At 60.7% G+C, this 21,809-nt stretch carries 20 protein-coding genes; 14 read left to right on the top strand and 6 right to left on the bottom strand.

Going from position 1 to position 21,809, the window contains the following annotated elements; all coding sequences use genetic code 11:
* The first annotated feature begins 29 nt into the window (after positions 1-29).
* The 5 genes from SO180_RS24260 to SO180_RS24280 all read left to right on the top strand — a co-directional run bounded on the left by SO180_RS24260 (position 30) and on the right by SO180_RS24280 (position 7,304).
* The gene (locus tag SO180_RS24260; protein WP_449381355.1) at positions 30-500 is read left to right on the top strand and encodes a PaaI family thioesterase; all 471 of its coding nucleotides are present in this window, start codon (positions 30-32) and stop codon (positions 498-500) included.
* A 269-nt stretch (positions 501-769) separates the two neighbouring features.
* Entirely contained in the window at positions 770-3,895 is a 3,126-nt protein-coding gene (locus tag SO180_RS24265; RefSeq protein ID WP_449381356.1) for a multicopper oxidase family protein, read from the top strand.
* 736 nt (positions 3,896-4,631) lie between these two features.
* Positions 4,632-6,206 (top strand): DUF3300 domain-containing protein, encoded by a 1,575-nt coding sequence (locus SO180_RS24270; RefSeq protein ID WP_449381357.1) that lies wholly within the window; start codon positions 4,632-4,634, stop codon positions 6,204-6,206.
* Positions 6,207-6,313: 107 nt separating this feature from the next.
* Entirely contained in the window at positions 6,314-6,577 is a 264-nt protein-coding gene (locus SO180_RS24275) for a hypothetical protein (RefSeq protein ID WP_449381358.1), read from the top strand.
* Between the two features lie 226 nt (positions 6,578-6,803).
* Positions 6,804-7,304 (top strand): Spy/CpxP family protein refolding chaperone, encoded by a 501-nt coding sequence (locus tag SO180_RS24280; RefSeq protein ID WP_449381359.1) that lies wholly within the window; start codon positions 6,804-6,806, stop codon positions 7,302-7,304.
* Between the two features lie 208 nt (positions 7,305-7,512).
* On the opposite strand, the gene SO180_RS24285 is transcribed toward SO180_RS24280, so the two are convergent.
* The 3 genes from SO180_RS24285 to aspD form a co-directional block, all read right to left on the bottom strand.
* Complete coding sequence (locus tag SO180_RS24285; RefSeq protein WP_449381360.1) at positions 7,513-7,824, bottom strand: hypothetical protein; 312 nt, start codon at positions 7,822-7,824, stop codon at positions 7,513-7,515.
* Between the two features lie 124 nt (positions 7,825-7,948).
* On the bottom strand, positions 7,949-8,170 hold the full coding sequence (locus SO180_RS24290) for a hypothetical protein (protein ID WP_449381361.1): 222 nt from the start codon (positions 8,168-8,170) through the stop codon (positions 7,949-7,951).
* Positions 8,171-8,265: 95 nt separating this feature from the next.
* The gene (gene aspD, locus SO180_RS24295) at positions 8,266-9,879 is read right to left on the bottom strand and encodes an aspartate 4-decarboxylase (RefSeq protein ID WP_449381362.1); all 1,614 of its coding nucleotides are present in this window, start codon (positions 9,877-9,879) and stop codon (positions 8,266-8,268) included.
* A 362-nt stretch (positions 9,880-10,241) separates the two neighbouring features.
* Between aspD and aspT (SO180_RS24300) the strand changes: the two genes are divergently transcribed.
* The 4 genes from aspT (SO180_RS24300) (at position 10,242) to SO180_RS24315 (ending at position 16,217) form a co-directional block, all read left to right on the top strand.
* A complete protein-coding gene (aspT, locus tag SO180_RS24300; RefSeq protein WP_449381363.1) occupies positions 10,242-11,933 on the top strand; it encodes an aspartate-alanine antiporter in 1,692 nt (563 codons plus the stop codon).
* 16 nt (positions 11,934-11,949) lie between these two features.
* On the top strand, positions 11,950-13,644 hold the full coding sequence (aspT, locus tag SO180_RS24305) for an aspartate-alanine antiporter (protein ID WP_449381364.1): 1,695 nt from the start codon (positions 11,950-11,952) through the stop codon (positions 13,642-13,644).
* A gap of 312 nt (positions 13,645-13,956) precedes the next feature.
* Complete coding sequence (locus tag SO180_RS24310; RefSeq protein WP_449381365.1) at positions 13,957-15,309, top strand: clostripain-related cysteine peptidase; 1,353 nt, start codon at positions 13,957-13,959, stop codon at positions 15,307-15,309.
* A gap of 47 nt (positions 15,310-15,356) precedes the next feature.
* A complete protein-coding gene (locus SO180_RS24315) occupies positions 15,357-16,217 on the top strand; it encodes a M48 family metalloprotease (protein WP_449381366.1) in 861 nt (286 codons plus the stop codon).
* 50 nt (positions 16,218-16,267) lie between these two features.
* Here SO180_RS24315 and SO180_RS24320 read toward each other — a convergent pair whose 3' ends face one another.
* Complete coding sequence (locus SO180_RS24320) at positions 16,268-18,142, bottom strand: matrixin family metalloprotease (protein ID WP_449381367.1); 1,875 nt, start codon at positions 18,140-18,142, stop codon at positions 16,268-16,270.
* Between the two features lie 214 nt (positions 18,143-18,356).
* On the opposite strand from SO180_RS24320, the gene SO180_RS24325 reads away from it, so the two are divergent.
* Positions 18,357-19,196, top strand: coding sequence for a hypothetical protein (locus SO180_RS24325; protein WP_449381368.1), 840 nt, complete (start codon positions 18,357-18,359; stop codon positions 19,194-19,196).
* Positions 19,197-19,206: 10 nt separating this feature from the next.
* Here the strand turns inward: SO180_RS24325 and SO180_RS24330 are convergent, their stop codons facing one another.
* Both SO180_RS24330 and SO180_RS24335 read right to left on the bottom strand, forming a co-directional pair.
* The gene (locus tag SO180_RS24330) at positions 19,207-19,566 is read right to left on the bottom strand and encodes a hypothetical protein (protein WP_449381369.1); all 360 of its coding nucleotides are present in this window, start codon (positions 19,564-19,566) and stop codon (positions 19,207-19,209) included.
* Positions 19,541-19,762 (bottom strand): hypothetical protein, encoded by a 222-nt coding sequence (locus tag SO180_RS24335; RefSeq protein ID WP_449381370.1) that lies wholly within the window; start codon positions 19,760-19,762, stop codon positions 19,541-19,543. Before SO180_RS24335 ends, SO180_RS24330 begins: the two co-directional genes overlap by 26 nt.
* Positions 19,763-19,932: 170 nt before the next feature.
* Here SO180_RS24335 and SO180_RS24340 point away from each other — a divergent pair, with 170 nt between their 5' ends.
* The 4 genes from SO180_RS24340 to tnpC all read left to right on the top strand — a co-directional run.
* Positions 19,933-20,094, top strand: coding sequence for a hypothetical protein (locus SO180_RS24340; RefSeq protein ID WP_449381371.1), 162 nt, complete (start codon positions 19,933-19,935; stop codon positions 20,092-20,094).
* Positions 20,095-20,156: 62 nt separating this feature from the next.
* Positions 20,157-20,567, top strand: a complete 411-nt coding sequence (tnpA, locus tag SO180_RS24345; protein WP_449381372.1) for an IS66-like element accessory protein TnpA — start codon at positions 20,157-20,159, stop codon at positions 20,565-20,567.
* Positions 20,564-20,911 carry an IS66 family insertion sequence element accessory protein TnpB gene (gene tnpB, locus SO180_RS24350; RefSeq protein WP_449381373.1) on the top strand — a complete coding sequence of 116 codons (348 nt, stop codon included), beginning with the start codon at positions 20,564-20,566 and terminating at the stop codon, positions 20,909-20,911. The genes tnpA and tnpB overlap by 4 nt, the downstream gene beginning before the upstream one ends.
* A gap of 94 nt (positions 20,912-21,005) precedes the next feature.
* The coding region (gene tnpC / locus SO180_RS24355) for an IS66 family transposase (protein WP_449381374.1) at positions 21,006-21,809 on the top strand (804 nt) is incomplete at its 3' end.

Genomic DNA, 21,809 nt, shown 5'->3' on the forward strand with positions numbered 1-21,809 from the left:
AGTCATTGCCGAGAGAACCGAAGGTAAACATGGCCGCCAGGACCTACGGGACGGTCTGTCCCGAGCGACAAAAGGAGATGAACGGGCTGGAGTTCGTCAAGGGCCTTGCCAGCGGGGCGCTCCCGCTGAACACGATCGCGCAGACCTTGGGCTACGACGTGGTGGAGGCCGAGAGCGGTCGGGTCGCTATCACGCTCGATCCAACGGCCGCGCACCTCAATCCATGGGGGACGGTGCATGGTGGTCTCACGGCGACGCTCCTCGATAGCTGCATGGGCCTCGCCATCCAGTCGATGCTCGAACGAGGCGTTGGCAGCACGACGCTCGAGTTCAAGATCTCGCTTGTCCGAGCCATCACGCTGGAGACCGGCCAGATCAGGGCCGAGGGCAGTGTCCTGAATTGCGGCCGTCGTGTCGGGACGGCAGAGGGCCGTGTAACCGATACCAAGGGCCGATTGCTCGCGCATGGCACGACGACCTGCCTGATTTTTTCGAGCTAGCGTTGTTGCACCCGTTCCACGGGGCTGTCAGTTCTGACGGGCATTGAGTCGAGCACCGTCACCGTAATGCGCTTCGTCCGTTGCCTGGCCTTTTGAGCTAGACGCGCGTGACGCGCATCGGCCCATCGCGCCCCCAAAAGAGAATCCCATCAACAAAGGCCAACCCGGTCTGCCGTATCGGGCGCCCACCGACATCGTCAACATCGGTACGACGAAACCAACGAATCTATGGTACCTCGCTACGGGCAGGGGAATATCAGGGGAATCGGATGCATTGTGCCTTTCGCAGGGTCGCTCGGGCGATCCTGGCCACTATCTCGATCATGGCTTTCGGCGTCGGCACGGCGCTCTCGCAAACCGCCAGCTATTCGTCACCTGCCTACAAGGAACCCGTCACCCTATCCAGCGAGAACGGCGTGCTCGAAGTCACGCTCACCGCGCAGCAGGGCGAGATCGCGCTCGACACCGCAGCGGCCCCGGTCAGGGACGCTCTCCTGTTCGGCTATCGCCTGGTCCGCGGCAAGGCGTCAAACGGCGTCACCGCTGCAAAGGGCCTCTATCCGGCACCGACGCTGCAGGTCTTCCCCGGCGAGCGCCTCGTCATCCATCTCGAGAACGCGCTGTCTGGACTCACGATCCGCGACTTCTACGACCCGCGATACACGCTGGCCGGCGGCGAAGTACCGACCTATCCCGAGCAGCTCGAGGTCTCGCCGATCAATCTCCACACCCATGGGCTGCACGTCAGCCCGAAGGGGAATGCCGACAACGTCCTCATCCACATGCCGGTCGGCACGTCGAGTACCTATGTGTACGACATCCCCACCAACCAGCCGCAAGGAGCCTATTGGTACCATCCGCATCTCCACACGCTAACGACGGCGCACGTCTACGCGGGGCTTGCCGGCCTGCTTGCGATCGGACGGACCGACGGCAATCTTCCGATCGTGACGCAGAAGGGGATCCCGGTCCGCAACATGATGCTTCAATACAACTTCGTGTTTGATCGCCGGGGGCCGAAGCCGCAGCTCAACAATCCCAACTGGCCGCAATTCGTCAGCACCCTCACCCCCCCCGCGCCGGGAGCGCTGGCGAACGGGACCTATCGCCCGATTCTCGCGCCGGTGAATTTCACCGCAGCGGCGCCCGGCTCCCGCTTCGCCACCGTATGGTATGCAGGCCCGCTCTCGATCCAGAATATGCGCGGGCGCTTCCAGTTCATCCCGAACAATCTCCAGACATTTACGGCCAGCAGCGGGCGGGCGGATGACGTGCCGGCCGATCCGTCGCTTCCCGACCATCTCCGCGATGTCCAGTTCACGGTGAACGGCCAATTCCAGCCAACGCTGCGGAGCAAGCCGGGACAGACCGAGATCTGGGTTCTCGCGAATGTGAGCGACATGGCCTATATGAGCGTGCGCCTCACAGAGACGGCGACCGGGCACCATCCGAAGATCGCCATCGTGGGGCAAGATGGCAATCCCAGCCCTGCAGTCCGCTATCCCGTCGAAGAGAACGGAACCCGCCTCGTCATACCGCCGGCATCGCGCTTCGCGATTGCGGTCACGATGCCGGATCGCGGTGACCTGATTCTGGAAATGCCGGAGCGGGGTGCCGGTGCGCGAGCAGAAAATGCGCCGGGCATCCTCTACACCAGCAACGGCACCGAAAATCCGCCTGCGGTGCTCGGCACACTCAGCGTGCTGCCGTCTGCGGTGAGCTATTATGACGGGTTCTTTCTGTTCCCGACACAGGTCCTGGCGCGGGCCATGACCGAAGGGGACAAAGGAGAGACCACGGCCTTCACCGAAGGCCAGCCACTCGGCGCCTTCACGCCATTCGAAGATCTCTCCACGGTCACGCCCGACTTAACGCGCCATATTCTGATCAATGGCGGTTTTCTCAACGACCTCGCGAGCACGCATGATCCCAAGACCTTCATCTATGCTTTCGACAGCGGCGCGTTTCCAAACGTCCCCCTGATCCAGCCCCGCCTGAATTCGATGGAAGAATGGGTGTTTCGCAACGAGAACAATGACGAGCATCCCATCCACGTGCATGTGAACGATTTCCAGATCACTGGCATCTCCGACCCCACCACGGGGCTGAAGGTCGGATCCGTGAAGCAGGGCATCGACAATGCCAATGTGCCGGTCCCCAATCTCGGGCCGGAGGAGTCCGTGATCCAGCCCGGCACGCTGTCGATCAGGACCCGCTTCAAGGACTATGCCGGCCTCTTCGTCATGCACTGTCATCGCCTCAATCACGAGGACAACGGTCTCATGGCGCTGGTCAATGTCATCCCGGCCGTATCGTCCTATGCGGTGGCGATTCCGGGCAGCCACGGTCGTCCGGCCACGGTCAGGATTCTGGACGGCGACAGACTGCTCGCGACAGTCACGCCGTTTCCCGCATTCGAAGGCACTCTGAGCGTGGCGATGGGCGACGTCGACGACGACGGCATCTACGATCTGGTCGTCGGGGCCGGTGCCGGCCACGCGTCGGAGATCGCCGTGTTCTCCGGCGCAGCGAAGAATGGCGCTGCCCCCTTCGCAACACAGCTTGCGCGCTTCAACGCGTTTGGCGCCAACGCACGCAACGGCGTGAGTGTGGCGGTCGCGAAGATCGACGGCATCACCACCGGCGACAACATCATCGTCGGCTCCGGGCCCGGCGACAAGAGCGAGGTCAGGGTCTTCAGCTCCGCGCTGCCGGTCCTCGGCACCGCGCCGAGCGTGTTCTCGTCCTTCAGCCCCTATCCGGGGGATCAATCCGGTGTGGTCCTCGGCGCGGGATTCGTCGATTTCACCACTGGCCGCCAGAGCATCGTCACGGCGCCCGGACCAGGCGCTCCTTCCACCGTGAAGGTCTTCGTGTTTCCGCTGCTCGAGCCGATCGGTCACGCGTCCGGCGATCATCACCATGGCTCCGCCGGCACCGGGCAGCCGGTGGCGACGACGGAATTCTCACCTTTCGGCGGCGCCTATCGGGGTGGCGTCTCGCTCGCCACCGGCTGGCTCGCCGGCACGCTCGGCGGCGCCGAACGCATCGTCGTCGGCCAGCGTGACGGTGGGGTGGTCAAGATCTTCTCCAGCGGCTCGGCGCTCGATGGCGGGCCTTCGATGTATCTTCACAGCGCCGCTGCGCATCCTCATGCCGGCTTTACCGAGATGGCCTCCTTCGTCCCCTTCGGCGAAAGCGCCCGCGGCGTGAGCGTTGCCACGACGAGCACGACGGACGGGGCAGACCTCCTGGTCAGCCCGTTGTCGTCCAGCAGCAATGCCACCATTCGCCGCTTCGCGCTCGAGCGGCCCAGCAAGACCGCGACGTCGCTGGCAGCCGTCCTCAGGGCCGAGATCCCCGTGGAGGGACCGGTCACTCTCGGCGGCGACTGAGGGTGGAAGTCACGGTGCTCAGGGGCGGAATCGCGCTTATCCTCTGCAGCGCGATGAGATCAGGATGAATCGTCATCGCGCTTCAGGTCGTTGCTTGAGCATGTTCCCTCGCGACAAACGCGTTCCGCGTTTGTCGCGAGGGAAGACCGCCTCACAGTTTTCCGGATCATGCTCTAAAGGTTTCGTCTCACACTTTCGAGAAATCGTTCTTTCTCGCCAGGCGCGTAACCTTGGGAAGCTCCGTAATACGGCTCATTGAAATTATTGTACGGTGCGGCCCGGTATTGGATCGGCGGCCCAGATGGCGCGTAGATCATGCCCTGATTGGGACGAACAATAGCGTGCCGCCGGTGTGCGGGATGCGCCGTAGCTGCGTTCGCAGAGCCACACAGGGTGACCAAAAGGGCTAAGGCCAAAATAGAACGCATCGCTTTTTCTCCAATCGGCCACCCGTCCCAACCAACAGCAGCTTCACGATTGGTCACACCTCTTCAGCCGAAGGTGCGTCGAGCAATGACTTAGACACTGGCTACGGGGCGCGGCGGTTGATCCAAGTCAAAAGCGCGCCGGGCCAATGGCTTGCAGCCGGACAGGAGCGGCGCCGCTTGTCGCGTCGATGCCCAATCCCAGTCCGGTAACGGCGAAGGGCTTCGTTCTATTGACCTATGTCAAATCGGCCCTCTCCCACTCAATTCCGATTGGGGTTGGTGCCGCGCAAGCTTGGAGGACGAGCGACATGCGGATCCTTAGAACGATATGCTGGATATGCGCGTTGCTCGGATTGCTGTGTACCAGCCTTCCTTCACGAGCCCAGACAAGCGATCAGACAACTCAAACGCCGAGCCCTACGCCCTCGCCGGTTCCGGAGCAGCAGCCGCTCAAGCCGGCCGAACTCGAGGCACTGGTCGCGCCGATTGCGTTGTATCCGGATACATTGTTGTCGAACGTGCTGATGGCATCGACCTATCCGCTTGAGGTGGTACGCGCAGATCGCTGGATGAACCAGAACAAGAACCTCAAAGGAGACGCCCTGAAGATCGCCGCGGAGAAACAGGACTGGGACGCGAGCGTCAAGGCTTTGGTCGCGACGCCCTCGGTTCTCCAGATGTTGCACGAGCACCTCGAATGGACGCAAAAGCTCGGCGAGGCGTTTTTGGTGCAGCAGCAAGACGTGATGGACGCTGTGCAGCGGTTGCGTTCAAAGGCCTATGGCAGGAACAAGCTGGTCACGACGCAAGAGCAGAAGGTGACGGTAAGGCAGGAGCAGAACCGACAGTTCATCTACATTGAACCCGCATCGGCGGACAGCATCTACGTCCCCTACTACGAACCGCAGGTGGTTTTCGGCGATTGGCCGTACTCCGATTATCCTGCCTATCCCTACTACTGGGGCTATCCCGGCTACGTCGGCGCCGGCATCATCGCGACCGGCGTGGCCTTCGGCGCGGCCTACGCACTGGGGCGATGGGCCAGCGGCGGCTACTGGGGCGGCGGCGGATGGTGGGGTGGCAGCCGGGTCAATTGGGGTGGCGGCGCTATCGACATCAATCGCGGTGCTCGCGTTGAACACTGGCAGCACGACGCAAGGCATCGACAGGGTGCACGCTACAACAATGCGAACCTGCAACAGCGATTTGGCAATGCCAATCAACGGCCAGGTGGGAACCGGCAAGGATTAGGGGCCGGCGCCAATCGTCCGAACGCGGGCGACCGGACGCAACGCGCCGACCGCGGCCGAGCGACAAACAGGCAGGCAGGCGCTGGTCGAACGGCCGGCAATCGCCAAGTGCGTGACCGCTCGGCGGCGGCCAGGAACGCAAGGTCTGCAAGGTCAGGTGGTCGCGCGGCGCACCGCGGAGCTTCCAGAGCTGCGCATTTCAGGCCTGCGGCGGGTCGCGGGGGCGGAGCGCGGTTCGCAGGCGGAGGACATCGAGCCGCAGCATTCCGGGGCGGCGGAGGCTTCCGTGGTGGTGGAGGATTTCGCGGCGGCGGTGGCGGTTTTCGGGGCGGCGGCGGTGGAGGGTTTCGAGGCGGCGGCGGTCGTGGCGGTGGACGCCGCTCGGACATCAACCTCAAGCACGATGTCGTGCTCCTCGGCCGGCTCGACAACGGTCTTGGTTACTATCGCTTCGCCTACAACGGCAGCGACAAGCTCTATGTCGGGGTGATCGCGCAGGAGGTGCAGACTGTACGACCCGACGCAGTCACACGCGGCAGCGACGGCTATCTGCGGGTCCATTACGAACGGCTCGGTCTCAAGTTCCGGTCGTATGACGATTGGGTCATCTCCGGAGGCCTGCCGCCGCGCTGAACGGCCACGTCCCCGGCCTCCAAGGCGAACGCTTGATTTAGGTCATGGCTCGCCGGTGGGGCCGGAAGCTTCATCACACCACATCGCATCACAAGTGGAGCATACGGATGTGGGTCCTGATGTACGTCTTCTCCTACTCGGTCAATCCTGCCGCCACAAACGACAGGGCGGAATGGCGGCTCTACCCGAATGTGGTGTTTCAGGAGTTCTCGAACGAAGAGCGATGCAACGCGGCCAAGACGGCGCTTGAAGGCAGCTTGAAGGAGGCGGGAGCCACACTGAGAAGTGGATTAGAGGACTTGAGGAGCCTGGGTAAGGCCGACCCAGCGCAGATCATCGTTGCCTACAAGGTAGAATGCCTTCCGAAGTAACGTCGAAAATCGTGGGACCGCAGAGTGTAGATCGACAATTGTCGAGCACGAATAGCCATCGACTTTCGTTGGCCTTGTCTACATTCGGGAGACGCACGGGAGTTTGAGAACAGTCAGAAGCACGTCCGTATTTCTCAGTCCGGGCCCTTTGACTTAGATCAACTCGCCGCTAATCGGCAGGCTCGTTCTGTTCGGGGGCATACGATACGAGCCTCAGGAGTTTGCAATGATGAAAGCAGCCGTCGCAGCGATTGCGCTTTTGACGACGACCTCGTCTCTCACGTACGCAGCAGAGACATCATCCACCGTCGGAGTGGGACAGCCCGGCGCAGCCGACCTGAAAAGCCTGACGGATATGCGTGTCGGCATAGTCAAGGCCGCCTTGCAGCTGACACCCGATCAGGAAAAATACTGGCCGGCCGTCGAGGAGGCCATCCGCGCCAGGGCGAAGAACCGGCAGGCGCGCTTGGAACGGATAGCCGAATTACACGATGGTGAAACGGACGCCCTCCACCAGAGTAATCCAGTCGAGCTTATGCAGCGCAGAGCGGACCGGCTCATTCAGCGCGGTGGCGACCTCAAGAAGCTCGCCGATGCTTGGGAGCCGCTCTACAAGACGCTGAGCGAGGATCAGAAGAAGAGGATGTCCTTCGTGTCATATGTCGTCATGCGCGGGATGCGCGATGTGATCGAGCACAGTCGCGAGACCGACGAGGACGACGAATAGACACAACGGTGTGAAGATATCGCCTTTCGGCGTACAAGCCGGCGTAGCGCTCCGCGACGCGGCCTTGCGGCTGGTGTGGATGACTCCAAAGCACTGCCGCGTCGGCAGCCATATTGTTGGTGCTGCTGCCCTGTGACGACACCACGCGCGATCTGAGATGACATCAATGGACGTCGACACCGGCGGGAGACAACGACGATCTCTCCCGTCAGCCGAGAAGTTGGGTTTGCCGAAAATGATGGCTTTGGGGAGTGAACCACCTGGCCAGGGCGCGCACCTCGTCTTCGCATGTTTCCAGTGCGATCTTCTGGGCGAGCATCACGTCGCCGATTGGCAGATCACCAATCGTCGTGAAACACAGCCCATCGCGGAGGCGGCCTCTTTTGTCAATCTCGCATACGTTGACCGAGGTGCCGGTAAAGATCCTGTAATGATTTCCGGTGTTGCCTCCGACCACATCGAAGTAGCCGTTGCTTGCGAACTGCTCGCGCTGCGCCTGCGACAGCCAATCTCGCAGCATCCGCAGCGACCGCCCCTCAGGCGTGGCCTCCGCGCCGCGCCTTAGGAAAAGGGCTCTCGTCGCTCTCATGCGGGAGCGGGTACCCAACGGCAATGGTCGAAATCGAAACATGACAGGAAGGCGACTACCCGCCGATCAGTCTGGGAAAAAAGAGTGTTTCTTCCGCCGTGGGGTCGAACGATCGGATTTTCGATACCTGACCATGACTGGTCCTGACCGCTGCGGTGAAGCCAACCCCGGTCAGTTCGTAGAACCGCCGTTCCGCTCGGGCCAGCTCCTCTGCGTCGTCGGAGTTGAAGGAATAACGGCTATCGCCGCTGCGGTCCATCACGAGCTGGATTGGCATGATTGCCCTCCTATGATCGCTGTGGTCGGAGATCCTCGATCCAAAAGTATCGCTTGGGCAACGCCCAGTCCGGGCGTTGCCGTAGCCGCGCTCCTTTAGCCTCGCTTAGCCGCCTCGTACGTGTCCCGGTATCCTCTGGCAATCGTTCGAACGCCCCGTCCGATATCGTCGTAGACATCGTCCGGCAGGTTCGCCAGGGAGACACGCAGCGACCATTCGGGGGCATCGAAGCCGCCACCATTCAGCAGCACGATCCCGTGGGCTTCCGCCAAGCGGAATGCAAGATCGAGCGGATGAATGTGCTTCTTCAGATAGTCGACGGCTTCGTCCCCGATGTTCTTCCGGGCCCAGAACTCGAAATCGATCAGGGCGTAATAGGCGTCGTAGTTGGGATTGGGCGACAGCTTGTCGGCAAGTCCCAGGCCATCGAGCAGTGCCCACAGCCGCTTGTTGACGATTTCCATGCAGGCGGCCTGATAGGCCTTCTTCGCATCCATCATCTCCGCGAGCGAGAAAAGGCTCATCATCACCTGCTGCGGCAGCGACAGGCCCGCGGTGTGATTGAGCGCGACGTCGCGACTGTCGGCAACGATCCGATCGATGAACTTCAGCTTGCGCGGCTCCAGCGTCAGCGGTCCGTAACGCTTGTCGAGCGCCTTCACAGCGTCGTCGGGCAGCTTCGCGATCATCTTGTCGAAGATGTTGTCTTCATGAATGGCGATGGCACCGAGCCGCCATCCCGTGCAGCCGAAATATTTGGAATAGGAATAGACGCCGATGGTGTTGTGCGGGAGCTCACCCAGCAGCGAGCGGAAGCCGTGGACGAAGGTACCGTAGACGTCGTCGGTGAGCAGCATGAGGTCGGGGCGCTTGGTCTTGACCAGCTTGCCCAGCTTGGCGATCGTCTCCGGGCTCACGCCCATCCCGGAGGGATTGGCGGGATTGACGATGAAGAACGCCTTGATCTTCGGATCCTCCAGCTTCTTGATTTCCTCGTCGGTAAACTGGAATTTGTTCTCCTGCGGTGCCCTGATCTGGACGACCTTGAGGTCGTAATCTTCCAGATGCGTCATCTCGATGTAGGGTGTGAAGATCGGCGTTCCCAGCGCGATGGTGTCGCCGGGAAGCAATAGGCGGTTGGCCTTCAGCGACTTGAAGAGGTAGCACATCGCCGCCGTGCCGCCCTCGACCGCATAGATGTCGAACTTGCCGGCCGGCCGCGGATCACCGCAAACGGCCCACATCAGATATTCGTGCACGACCTTTTCGTTGTGCACCAGCATGCGGTCCGGCACCGGATAATTGTCCCCGATGATGGAATCGACGAGTTCGTGGACGAAGGCATCCGCGTCGAAGCCGAATTTCTTGACCGCAAAGGGCAGCATCTCCGAAAGGAAGCTCGCACCCGGCATCTCGGAGTGCTTGGCGAGCCAAGCCTCAAACCGCGCGGCAATGCCCTTCGCCTGGGGCATGCCGCCAATCCCCGCCGGGTGCTCCATGACCCGCTTGCTTTCGGTGATCGCGAACTGTCCCAGCAGGAAGAAACCTTCGCGCGGCGTGGTGGCCACCCAGTTCGGGTTGCCGCGGCCGGCGTTCAGGAACGCGGATTGCGTCCGTTTCGACGTCGCCTTGGCGAGATTGATCAGCTCGTCCTTGATCTCGAACGGGCTCAGCGCCTCGAATTTTTTCAGGGTCAAGATGTCGGCCATGTGACACTCCCGGACTGTGCGATCTGTTGGAACGAGCACGAGGTGGACCAGGCTCTGGCGCCCGCGAAGATCGCGCCGAGGATGATCGGCGCCCGCTGGCGTCTCTTGATCTACCTCAAGGCATAGGCGGCAATGACGCTCCGAATCTCCGCCATGCCGCAACGCACCAAGACGATGTCGTCGGTGATGCCTCGGATGCCCCGCAGCTCGGCCGTTGCGCTTGACATAAATCAACATGTCCTGTCCGGACCGTCGCCTCATGTTGGTCGATATTGCTTCAGCTCTCGTCGTCGGGTCTTCGATTCTCGAAGCGGAGCGGGAGCGAAGCGGGCGCACGCCGACGGCATGAACGGGGTGACATCATGATCGACTGGTTCTTTCAGACGCTCAAGACCTATCCGGAAATCGCGATCTTCCTGTCCCTGGCGCTGGGCTACTATTTTGGCTCCTTCACCTACAAGGGTCTGGGACTTGGAGCTGTCACCGCGACGCTGATTGCCGCTGTCATCATCGGCCAGATCGGGATCACGATTACAGGCCCGCTCAAGCCGTTTTTCTTCCTGATGTTCCTGTTTGCCATCGGCTACGGCGTCGGGCCGCAATTCGTGCGCGGCATCGCGCAGGACGGTGTTCCCCAAGCGATCTTCGCTGCCGTCGTGTGCGTGTTCTGCCTGCTCGCCGCGTATCTCGGGGCGAAGATTGCCGGTTACGATGTCGGCTCGGCCGCCGGACTCTATGCCGGTTCGCAGACGATTTCGGCGTCAATGGGTCTGGCGACCGATGCCATCAACCGGCTCGGGCTGTCGCCGGAAGAAACCAAGAAGATCCTCGACGGCATGCCCGTCGCCTATGCGGTGACCTACATCTTCGGCACCGTCGGATCCGCGATCGTCCTCGCGCTGCTTGGGCCGGCCCTGCTCGGCATCGATCTGGAAGCGGCGTGCAAGAAATATGAGGAGGAGCACGGCGGCAAGAAGCAGTTGGGCGGTCCCGGCACCGCCTGGCACCAGTTCGAGGTCCGCGCATTCCGCGTTCGCGAGCGCGGCCCGGCGGTCGGGAAGACGGTGCAGGAGGCCGAGGCGCTGGTCCCCGATCAACGGGTATTCATTCTGCGGCTGCGACAGAGCGGGAAGATCATCGATGCCATCGCCGATGCCGTGATTCATGCAGGCGATGTCGTGGCCGTGGCAGGCCGGCGCGACGTGCTCGTCCAGCTGATCGGCGAACAGGCGGAGGAGGTCGACGATCGCGAGCTGCTTGCCATGCCGATCGAAGGTGTCGATGTCTACGTGACCAGCAAGGACGTCGACGGCAAGACCCTGGAGGAGCTGGCGAAGAGCCCGGCATCGCGCGGCGTATTCCTGCGCAAGATCACGAGGGGTGCGATCGCGGTCGAGATTCCCATTCTTCCCAACACCAAGCTGAACCGGGGCGACATCGTCACCATCGTTGGACGCACGCCCGATGTCGCGGCCGCGACAAAGATGCTTGGCCGGCCGGATCGCGCAACCGACGTTGCCGACGTTGCCTTCATCGGTGCCGCCATTGCCATCGGCGCGCTGGTCGGCGCGATCGTCTACAAGATTGGCAGCGTGCCCCTCACATTGTCCACCTCGGGAGGAGCGCTGATCTCAGGCCTGTTCTTCGGCTGGCTGCGTTCCGTGCGGCCGACCTTTGGCCGGATTCCCTCGCCTACCGTCTGGTTCATGAACTCCGTTGGCCTGAACGTTTTCATTGCCATAGTCGGCATTTCGTCGGGGCCGGGATTCGTTGCCGGCCTGAAGGCGCTTGGCATCGGCCTGTTTCTCTGGGGCGTCGTGGTGACGACCGTACCGTTGATCCTCGCAATGTATGTCGGCAAGTACCTGTTCAAATTCCATGACGCCATCGTGCTCGGATGCTGTTCCGGCGCACGGACCACGACTGCCTCGCTCGGCATGATCAACGATCGCGCCAGGAGCCAGATTCCGGGTCTTGGCTATACCGTCACCTACGCGGTTGGAAACACGCTGCTGACGATCTGGGGCATGGTGCTCGTCATGCTCATGACATAGAAATCGGCTGCCCGAGATGCTGACCTGGCTGGAGCAGTTTCTCGTCCGTTATCCGGAACTCGCGCTGTTCCTGGTTATCGCCGCGGGCTACTGGATCGGAAGCTTCAAGATCGGCGCCTTCAGTCTCGGCCCGGTCACGGGCGCATTGTTCGCCGGCCTGGCGGTCGGCGACTTCGCGCATGTGCCCGTTTCCAGCATGACCAAATCGTTCCTGTTTCTGCTGTTTCTGTTCGGAGTCGGCTATTCCGTCGGTCCGCAATTCGTGCAGGCGATGAAGCGCGACGGGCTGAAGCCGATGCTGCTCGCCGTCGTCGTGTGCCTCACCGGCCTTGCGTCCGCAATCGCCGTGGGGCGGATACTCGGGCTCGACCCCGGCTTTGCGGCGGGGCTGATGTCTGGGGCGCTGAGTCAAAGTGCGGCGATGGGAACGGCGACCGACGCGGTCAACGGCCTCTCGGCGCCCGAGGCGCAGCGTGCCTTGTATGTTTCGCACATCGCAGTCGCTGACGCGGTCTGCTACATCTTCGGCTATGCGGGCGTGATCACGTTCTGCACGGTGATAGCGCCTGCGCTCCTGAAGATCGACCTGCGGGAAGAGGCGCTCAAGCTCGAGCAGTCGCTGGGAATGACTCGCACCAAGCCGGGTCTGGCATCCGCGTGGCGAAAATTCGAGCTGCGGGCCTATCGGCTGGACGAGAGCTCTCCCCTCGCCGGATCGACCGTCGCGGCCGCCGAAGCCCGCCTGCCCGAGCACCGCCTGTTCATCCATCGGATCCGCCGTGGAGAACGTATTCTCCAGGCGGAGCCCGGCGCCATCCTCGCGCCAGGCGACATCATCACGATATCGGCGCCGCGTCAGATCATCGTGGAGCTGATCGGCGCCCGCGCCGAGGAGGTCGAGGACAGAGGGCTGCTCGACATTCCCTCGATCTCCGCTGACGTTTTCCTGATCGATGCCAAGCTCGCCGGCATGAACCTGCAGGAGGCCTCACAGCGGGACTGGACACGCGGCCTCTATTTGCGCTCGTTGAGCCGGGGCGGCCAGGAGCTTCCGATTGCTCCCGGCGTCGTCCTGCAGCGTGGCGACCTGCTGCGCGTCGTCGGCCCCGAACCGGTCGTGGAGAACGCGGCGAAGAATATCGGTGTCATCGTTGCCCCCAGCACCAGCATCGATTTCGTCGTGCTGGGGCTCGCCATCTTCTTCGGCGGCGTCGTTGGCGTTCTCGTGAGTTTTCCTGTCGGCGGCATCAAGATCGCGCTGAGCACGAGCGTCGGCACGCTGCTTGCCGGGCTTCTGGTCGGATACCTCCGCACGCTCAATCCGCGCTTCGGCCGGATTCCGGACGGCGCCGTCAGCCTGATGACATCACTCGGACTGGCCGCGTTTGTCGGGCTCACCGGCATCCATGCCGGGCCGATCTTCCTTTCCGCCCTGCGAGAATCGGGCATCGGCCTGCTGCTCGGCGGCATGGCAGTGACCCTGCTGCCGCAGATCGTCGGATTCTGCTTCGGTCATTTCGTCTTGCGCATGAACCCAATTCTTCTGCTCGGCGGTCTGACCGGGGCGCAAACGGTAACCGCGGCAATGGCCGCCCTCCAGGAGCGATCGGGAAGCCCGGTGCCAGTGCTCGGCTATACACCGGCCTATCCTATCGCGAACATCCTGCTCACAACCTGGGGCTCGGTCATGGTTCTCGTATTTGCGGCCTGAGCCGACACAGCATCATCTATATGTCGGGAGATTCAGCCTTCGGCCGCACCGCGAAGAGCCAGCCATCGGCAAATGTGCTCGTTGGAAAGACGGACAATTGGAGGACTGCGACTCCGAAGCCGGAAGTCATTCCTGTTCCGGCACCACGAATCCCGCAATGCATCACCTTGCCGCGTTTGCGACCCGCGGGCAGTGGGCGGCCCGCGAGATCCTGCACGCCTGTCTTATGCCGCTCGTGCGGGGACTCTTGCTTACAACGTAAAGTTGGTCTTGAATGGAGCTTTGCCGCTTCTGCCATTCAAGAGCCCAGCGATGATCCGCAGCACGATTTTCCTGATCGTATCGATATTGAGCACGACCGGACTTCTCGCCACGAGAGCAGCGGCCAATTCCGCAGAGTGGACGGTCATGGTTTTCATGAACGCAAAAAACAACCTTGAGCCCGATGCCATCGAGAATTTCAACGAGATCGCGAGCCGGGGAAGCACGAGCGACGTCAACGTGCTGGTCGAGATGGGAAGGCCGGTTGTTCACTTCACTGAGGCCGCAGAGAAGTGGTCAGGCGTCCTCCGATTTCGCGTGAAGAAGAACCAGGAGCCGGTGCCCGCGCAAGCGGTTGTGGATCTCCGGGGTAAGCCCGAACTTTCCGATCTAGGGTCCCCCGCCGCCCTTCAGGACTTCGTCGATTGGGCCGTGGATACTTATCCGGCCAAGCGCTACATGCTCGTCATCTGGAATCATGGGCAAGGCTGGCGGTTTCAGTTGGCGAGCGATACTAATGTGCGGGCAACTTCGGCATCCAGAAATCCGAGTGTCCAGACGGTCAACGCAGCCGATCTGCAGAGAGCGGCGGAAAACACGCCGCCGCTCGGCGGATTCCGCGCGGTTTCCTTCGATCAAGACACAGGCAACTTCCTCTACAACAGCGACATCCAATCGGTCACGGAGACTCTTTCGTCCCGGCTCAAGAAGCCAATTGATGTGATCGGCTTCGATGCCTGTCTGATGTCGATGCTGGAGACGGCGTATGCGTTCAGAAGTTCATCTTCCATGCTCGTCGGTAGCGAAGAGTTGGAGCCGGGCGCAGGTTGGGACTACGACTATTTCCTGAAAAGGCTGCTCGCCAAACCGTCGATGACTGCACTTGAGCTCTCCCGTGCCATCGTAGATGGCTATCGTGCTCGTTACGGCAATTCTCATTCGACGACTTTGTCTATTCTTGATACGCCCAAGGCGCTCGAGACTGCGTCCGCCGTTTCCAAGTTTGCCGATGTCCTCATCGCTAAGCACGATGGGGAAAAGTCCAACATCGTTCAAGCGCGGTCCGCAATGAAGACGTATGGATCTAGCGCGGGCATGAAGACATCCGTCGACTTGATCGGCTTCGCCCATGGGTATGCGGCCATAACGAAGGACGCGGATGCCAAAAAGGCCGCCGAAACGGCGGCCGCAAAGGCGTCTGAGATCGTTCTCTATAACTACGCTTCTGCTCGCAGCAAGAAGGATACGGGTTCGAACGGCGTTGCGATATATTTTCCGGCGTCCGCGCAGGACTTCCGGTCCGACCCTTACCATGAAGGCTATCTGAAGAAGAACACTTCTCACGTCGTCGATTTCGTGTCGAAGGAACGTTGGGCCGATTTTCTCGAGCGAAATCTTCAGTGATTTGGGCGAGTGTTGCAAGGCAGGTAAGGTCTAATGTCGCCTGTTCGGTGCTCATCCTTCTGCTGTCGACGATTGCGCAATGTCTCGCAGAGCAGCGGAATCCGATCGAGTTTAGGGGCGCCCTAGAGTCGTTCGCGCAAACCGTGGCCGATCGATGGGGGCACCCGCAGGCTTCGCACTTCATCCTCACGCTCAGCCCTAAGCAGAATATTCATGGTCCGATCTTCGTGAACTTGGCGAACTCGCGAAGCGGCGATGGTGCCATATATCGGGACAACTGCGTCGCTACTCCGTTCGACAGCGTCATTGATTGCGATCTGAAGCTCGTTGATGACTTGATCGATGACTTCCGGCTGATGGAGATCTTCGGGAAAGGCACGCAACAACGCGCCATCTACAGGAAGTATATCTTCCTTTGGATCTTAGCTCACGAGTTGGGGCACGTCGCCCTGAAGCACGGAATGAGCGACTTCGGCGAGGGGACGAGCGGCGAGCGCGTGTTCGACGTCGAGAAACAGAGAAGCGAACTTGCTGCGGATGCCGCAGCGATCAGCTTCGTAGGAAATCTCGAGCAAGCCTCGATTCCGGCATATCAAACGGTTCTGGACATCACGAACGCGCTTCTACGCAAATCGATGTGTCCGGACACGTTTCCGAAGCTTTGCCCCAAGATCCCATTGGGAGGCGTAGGGCTGGACTTCGACTACACGACCGACGCACCGATAAGAATTCCCTTGTCGGGCACTCACCCCGCATTCGTAGCCCGGTTTCTGCGAATTCTCTACCTGTCTGGCGTCGACACTTCAGCAAATTCCATCAATTTTCTCGCAAAGGAAGCCATCGACCGGTTATCCGTCGAGACGGATACGAACGATTGGCGGTCTTTAAAGAGCGCACTACAACGATGAGATCGAGGAACACGCGATGATTTAGCGGAGCGGTCGCGCAAGAGACCGGTTCAATCGTCCAATTCCGACAATCGAAACGCCTGAGGTCTTCCCGCCGTCGACCGACCCTCCGGCGCATGCGTTACGAGCCCTTGCAAACTCTCGACATCCGCGTTCGTGATACAGCGAGAGATCTGCAACGTGCTCGCCATGATCGAGCCCGCCGAGTCCGAATGGCCGAGACCAATCCAATGCCCGACTTCATGAAGCATTATTTGCATAAGATCCAATGTGCGGGCCCCAGAGCCTACGCACGTGACGGCGTCGGTACCCATGCAGAATCTGTAATCTCGGCCATTCAGCTCGACGAGAGTCGCATCTTCTTCACACGCGATGATGTTTGCTCCCCTCCCGCATGCAGTTGGCCGATCCGTCGGCATCAACAGCGTTATGTTCGTGATGATGCGGCTGTCGGTTGCTGTTGAATTGAAGCACCTCAGAGCGGCTTTGATCCGGTATAATTCCGTTGGTTCGGATCCCAAATTCATTGCGCAGACCAAGCGTCGCTTTTCTTCCGTTATAGGCGCCTCACCGAAAAGTTCGACGCCGCCAGCGCCGGTTGCCGCACGTTCGAGAAGACGATTCCCTTGAAGGCCGCCTGGTTGACCGGGTGCGAATATCGGATTCGCGATGTCCGATCTCAACCAATATTGAGTTCCTATCCGTAGGACGGATATCGCGTCGTAATTGCAGCCGCGACAGTTCGCGAGCCAAATCCCGATTGCCGTTCGCAGGGATCGAAGAAGAAAAACAGAGCCTTCCTGACTTGTGTTTTCCGGTAGGTCGATCCCCAATCCTGTCGAGATCGCAAACGCAATCAAAGGCGGCGGGCTCTGCTGTATTGGTGAACGAGCAGCCCCGGGGGTCCAAGCGCGGCATTGATAGCAGTCGCTGGCAATCTTCCAGGCGAGCGATCCGGAGTCACCTGCAGCATGCGCGGGGAGCGGCTCCGAGCCCACCTCGCGGAACGCCGTTGCATAGATAGAACTGAACGTTGGTGTGCCAGCCTCGCCGATCGGCTCAATCTCAACTCGCCAAAGAGGGTGTATGATCCGGTCCCAATCGGCTTGGCCGGTCAGATACCCGTGTCCCTCAGTCGGCGACAACTCGACGATCGATTCGCAAATTCCGCGGAACGCCAGACCACTCGGCTCTTTTGCGTATAGACGAACGCGCGCCCTGACAGGACGGTCCGCCTTCAACTTGATATACAAGTATCGGCCAGCAGTTGCGAACCAAAGCCACGGGGTATCGGACTTGATATTTTCATTGCTGGTCGTTCTCGCCGGCTCGAGAGTACCGCCCTCACGAATCGAGGTCGCGCTTTCCCCGCAAGGACGGGAGGGCTCGCTGCCGTCCCCCGAAAATGGCTTGTCGGACGGCAGCGGCGAGACGGCCGTCAATCTTGGACCTCCGGGCGTAGCCGGAGCGTGCATCATAACGTCGATAACGTAAGGAAACTCGCCGGTAGGACCTCCGCCAGCGCTGTCGAAGACCCTTAGCCTCCAGACCGAGACGTCACCTGCCGTCGAGGGGGTGCGAACAGTGACCGGCTTGGCGGTGCTGAGCCATTCTGTGGTGCATCGGTCTTGAAATTCACTGGCATCGTCCGTCTTTCTGTCGATTTCTATGCGCACTTGGCCTTCGAACTTCGAAAGTGTCCTATGCATCGCAACAAATAACGGGCCCGGACCTCGCACCTGCACCTCTTGCGGCAGATCGACTCGCGCTGACTTTGCGACGAACGAAAGCATAGAGCTCTTGGGTATGGCGCTCGATATCTCGCATCGCACTTCGCTAGTCGCCGAATCGGCCTTGGCTGGCGCCTTCCCCGCAAATGCTGCGAGAACGATAACCCCCGATAAACAGAAACGGTAGTTGAACATGGCATCTGATCCAAACGTCTTTGGCTTCCCTTGGTCTTGAGACCGCCAAATCTAATTCACTTTCTCGGAATCCAAAACTAGGTTGCCAAGTAAGGACGATGCTACTTGATCGCCGGTTCGGTTTGTGAAACGCTCGTGGATAGGGGCGTATGAAATGGTGGGCAGGCGTATTCTTGCTGCGTTTGGTAGCTTGGTCGTGGCTGGTTGCGCGACCATGCCGACGGAGCAGCTTGATGGCGTTTCCATCGTCGCGGTGGAAGAGCGCGTCAAATGCGAGATAGGACAGGCCTTTCTTGCATTGCATGGTAAGCAGGGATATCCGGACCTGTCGAAGTGGGCTGCAGGCCTCACTCTTACGCTCGCCATAGATTCGACGGGCACTCTCGCGCCTTCGGCGTCATTGGCCGGGCCTTTCGGGAGCGTGACGCCGCTCGATCTGAATGTCGGTGTCGTACACAATTCTAAACGTACGGCCCTTCTGAAGATCTATGTTTCATTTCTCGAAGCTTCACATCATCCATGCCCCGCACCGGGTCTAAGTCCGCTGCAGGGCTCGCTTGGTCTCTCAGAGTGGATCGTCCGCGTCTTCGACGACCAGCGAGAGGCGGATGCCCGATCGGAAGCAGTCAACCGTCCAGAGGATAGATTCAAGCCGACGGTTTTCGACTCGAAAGATAAGGCAATCGGCTACTCTCTCGACTTTGCCTTGACGCTGAGTGGTGGCATCGCGCCGACCTTCGTCCTTACAAGTGTGACTGCGAAGTCGCCGCTGTCCGGCGAGTCCAAGTCCACTGACTCGATCGATCTCGCCTTGGTAGAGCTTTCGGATGAGGATTTCCGAAAAGAGTTCTATACCGTCGTGATCCCGGCGCATAAAAAGACGATCAAGCAGAAGACGCGTGCGGGCGAAACGATCGAAGAGACCGTGGAAGTGCCCGAACAAAAGGTCACCCGATCCCGTCCAGTTGCCGTGGGCATCGGGCCTTACACGAAAGCGCATATCGACAGCGTGATTCAGGAACTTCAGTTCCGAACTTTGCTCCCTCGCCGTTAAGCCTTTACGATCAAAAGCATTGGGTCGACTTTCGAGAAACGTCGTGCGGGATGAGGACGTGGTGCAGTTCGGACGTACTCCGAGTGAAGGCACCTCGTCGTAGAGGGCTGTCGTTGGCATCGCAGGCGATAGCGCAATTGCCGCCGGTCTTGGCAGAGAGAGCCTTGATATCGGCAAGCGACTTTTCGGACGACCCTTCGTTGATCAGCGAGACCAGACCATCTTTCAGCTTGCCAATGGATTCCACGAAAGTCCGACCGCCGGAAACGATCGAATTCCAATAAGCCGAGGCGCGATCGCGGTAGGCGCATGTAATCGCGAGGTCGGAGAGAGCCGCCCACGCACTACCGCCGCTGAAAGCGGCTGGCATAGCAACCGCGCCGATGCCCGCCGCTGACGCGAGCAGGAAGTTGCGCCGGCTTAAGAGCTTCCTTCGGTTCGAAGTCGTCGAGATGGAGCTGCTGTTCGTTGTTGCGTATATCGAGATAGGCGTTTTCGATAACGGCCTGGAACAGATTGTCCTTGCTCCCGATGAGCGCCTGGTCCGGTTCACGTGGCAATACCATTTGAAAACTCCTGAATTCTTGACGCTGGTGAACAGCGAGATCTTCACCGGGCCAGGCACTTGAAAAAGTCGGCGCTGATCAAGGTGGCAAGCCGCAAATTCATCACCATGCTCGCCAGCATACTTTAAACAGGCGAAAAAAGCGGGGAGTTTCGAGCAGGGATTGATCCCGTGCAATTGAATATTACGATTGCGGCGGTTGGCTACTATTACCCGACCAACCGATCCACCGGCTCGATAATTTATGATCGCGACCTGATGAATCCGGATGCGCTGGATGAGCGCCTGCAATTCAATATCGACACCATCATTCAACTTGTATGCAAGCAGTAACCTAGTAATCCTCCGCTGGGGGCCGCCTTGTCAGGTGGACCGTTGTGTTGAGAACTGTCCTTATGGACAGGCATACTCACAGTGCTCAGATTGAACGGCTTGGGGTGGTCGAGACCGGGCGGCGGCGGCGCTGGTCCGAAGACGAGAAGCTCAAGATTGTCGTTGAGAGTTTGCAAGGGGTACGCCAAGTCTCTGCGACAGCCCGGCGGCACGGCATCTCACGCTCGCAACTGCTGCAATGGCGACGCTTGTTTCGAGCCAGGCAGGAGGGTGGCGCCGAGCAGCCAACTGGCTTCATTCCGGCATTGGTGGTTCCGGAAGCAGAGCCAACAGCGCCAATGCCGACTGAACTGGCCGCTGCGGGCGCGATCGAGATTGAGTTTGTGACCGGAGTACGGATGCGGATCACCGGCACGATTGACGCGGTGACGCTGACAACGGCTGTCGCTGCGTTATCGAGCGGGCGGCGATGATCCCGTTGCCGGCCGGCGTGCGGGTATGGCTCGCGACCGGCTATACCGACATGCGGAAGGGCTTTCCGTCGCTGGCATTGCAGGTTCAGGAGATCCTGCACCGCGACCCGCTGGGCGGCCACCTGTTTTGCTTCCGCGGGCGTCGGGGCAATCTGCTGAAGGTGATCTGGCATGACGGCCAGGGCGCCTGCCTGTTCACAAAACGCCTGGAGCGGGGCCGCTTCATCTGGCCGAGCCCGGCCGAGAGTGTGGTGACGATCTCGTCGGCGCAACTCGGTTATCTTCTGTCCGGAATCGATTGGAGGCACCCACAAGAGACGTGGCGGCCGACATCGGTCGGATGAGGCTTTGCGCTTCCCGGATCGTGATGGATGTGATTCCATCATCGCCGTGACCGCATCTGAATCGCTCCCCACCGATCTTGCCGCCGCGCATGCGATGATCCTCGCGGAGCGCGCCGCGCGCCTTCAAGCGGAAGCCGTCGCGGCGAGCGCCAAAGCGGAAGCTGCCGACGCGAAGGCGGCCGAGGCCCTGATCAGTTACCTCAAGCTCGAGATCGAGAAGCTGCGCCGCCAGATTTACGGCAGCCGCTCGGAGCGCAAGGCACGGCTCCTGGAGCAGATGGAGCTTCAGCTCGAAGAGCTGGAAGCAACCGCAACCGAGGACGAACTGGCGGCCGAGCAGGCCGCGGCCAAGACACAGTCCGTCAAATCCTTCCAGCGCACGCGGCCGTCGCGCAAACCGTTCCCCGACCATTTGCCGCGCGAGCGGGTCGTGGTCGCCGCACCGGAGAGCTGTCCCTGCTGCGGCTCGAACAAGCTGTCAAAGCTGGGCGAGGACATCACCGAGACGCTGGAGGTCGTTCCCCGGCAGTGGAAGGTGATCCAGACGGTGCGCGAGAAGTTCTCGTGCCGGGACTGCGAGACGATCACCCAGCCGCCGGCGCCCTTCCATGTGACCCCGCGCGGCTTCGCCGGGCCCAACCTTCTGGCCATGATCCTGTTCGAAAAGTTCGGCCAGCATCAGCCCTTGAACCGGCAGAGCGAGCGCTACGCCCGGGAGGGCATCAATCTGAGCCTGTCGACACTGGCCGACCAGGTCGGCACCTGTGCGGCGGCCCTGCAGCCGCTTTATCGGCTGATCGAACGCCACATCCTGGCCGCCGAGCGGCTGCACGGCGATGACACCACGGTGCCGATCCTGGCCAAGGGGCAGACGGTCAAAGGGCATATCTGGACCTAC

The sequence above is a fragment of the Bradyrhizobium sp. UFLA05-112 genome (assembly GCF_053572325.1).

Bases quoted from the DNA above. Each gene is read 5' to 3' on its own strand.
- SO180_RS24260 (WP_449381355.1), top strand. From the start codon at position 30: ATGGCCGCCAGGACCTACGGGACGGTCTGTCCCGAGCGACAAAAGGAG.
- SO180_RS24265 (WP_449381356.1), top strand. From the start codon at position 770: ATGCATTGTGCCTTTCGCAGGGTCGCTCGGGCGATCCTGGCCACTATC.
- SO180_RS24270 (WP_449381357.1), top strand. From the start codon at position 4,632: ATGCGGATCCTTAGAACGATATGCTGGATATGCGCGTTGCTCGGATTG.
- SO180_RS24275 (WP_449381358.1), top strand. From the start codon at position 6,314: ATGTGGGTCCTGATGTACGTCTTCTCCTACTCGGTCAATCCTGCCGCC.
- SO180_RS24280 (WP_449381359.1), top strand. From the start codon at position 6,804: ATGATGAAAGCAGCCGTCGCAGCGATTGCGCTTTTGACGACGACCTCG.
- SO180_RS24285 (WP_449381360.1), bottom strand. From the start codon at position 7,824: ATGCTGCGAGATTGGCTGTCGCAGGCGCAGCGCGAGCAGTTCGCAAGC.
- SO180_RS24290 (WP_449381361.1), bottom strand. From the start codon at position 8,170: ATGCCAATCCAGCTCGTGATGGACCGCAGCGGCGATAGCCGTTATTCC.
- aspD (WP_449381362.1), bottom strand. From the start codon at position 9,879: ATGGCCGACATCTTGACCCTGAAAAAATTCGAGGCGCTGAGCCCGTTC.
- aspT (WP_449381363.1), top strand. From the start codon at position 10,242: ATGATCGACTGGTTCTTTCAGACGCTCAAGACCTATCCGGAAATCGCG.
- aspT (WP_449381364.1), top strand. From the start codon at position 11,950: ATGCTGACCTGGCTGGAGCAGTTTCTCGTCCGTTATCCGGAACTCGCG.
- SO180_RS24310 (WP_449381365.1), top strand. From the start codon at position 13,957: ATGATCCGCAGCACGATTTTCCTGATCGTATCGATATTGAGCACGACC.
- SO180_RS24320 (WP_449381367.1), bottom strand. From the start codon at position 18,142: ATGTTCAACTACCGTTTCTGTTTATCGGGGGTTATCGTTCTCGCAGCA.
- SO180_RS24325 (WP_449381368.1), top strand. From the start codon at position 18,357: ATGCCGACGGAGCAGCTTGATGGCGTTTCCATCGTCGCGGTGGAAGAG.
- SO180_RS24330 (WP_449381369.1), bottom strand. From the start codon at position 19,566: ATGCCAGCCGCTTTCAGCGGCGGTAGTGCGTGGGCGGCTCTCTCCGAC.
- SO180_RS24335 (WP_449381370.1), bottom strand. From the start codon at position 19,762: ATGGTATTGCCACGTGAACCGGACCAGGCGCTCATCGGGAGCAAGGAC.
- tnpA (WP_449381372.1), top strand. From the start codon at position 20,157: ATGGACAGGCATACTCACAGTGCTCAGATTGAACGGCTTGGGGTGGTC.
- tnpB (WP_449381373.1), top strand. From the start codon at position 20,564: ATGATCCCGTTGCCGGCCGGCGTGCGGGTATGGCTCGCGACCGGCTAT.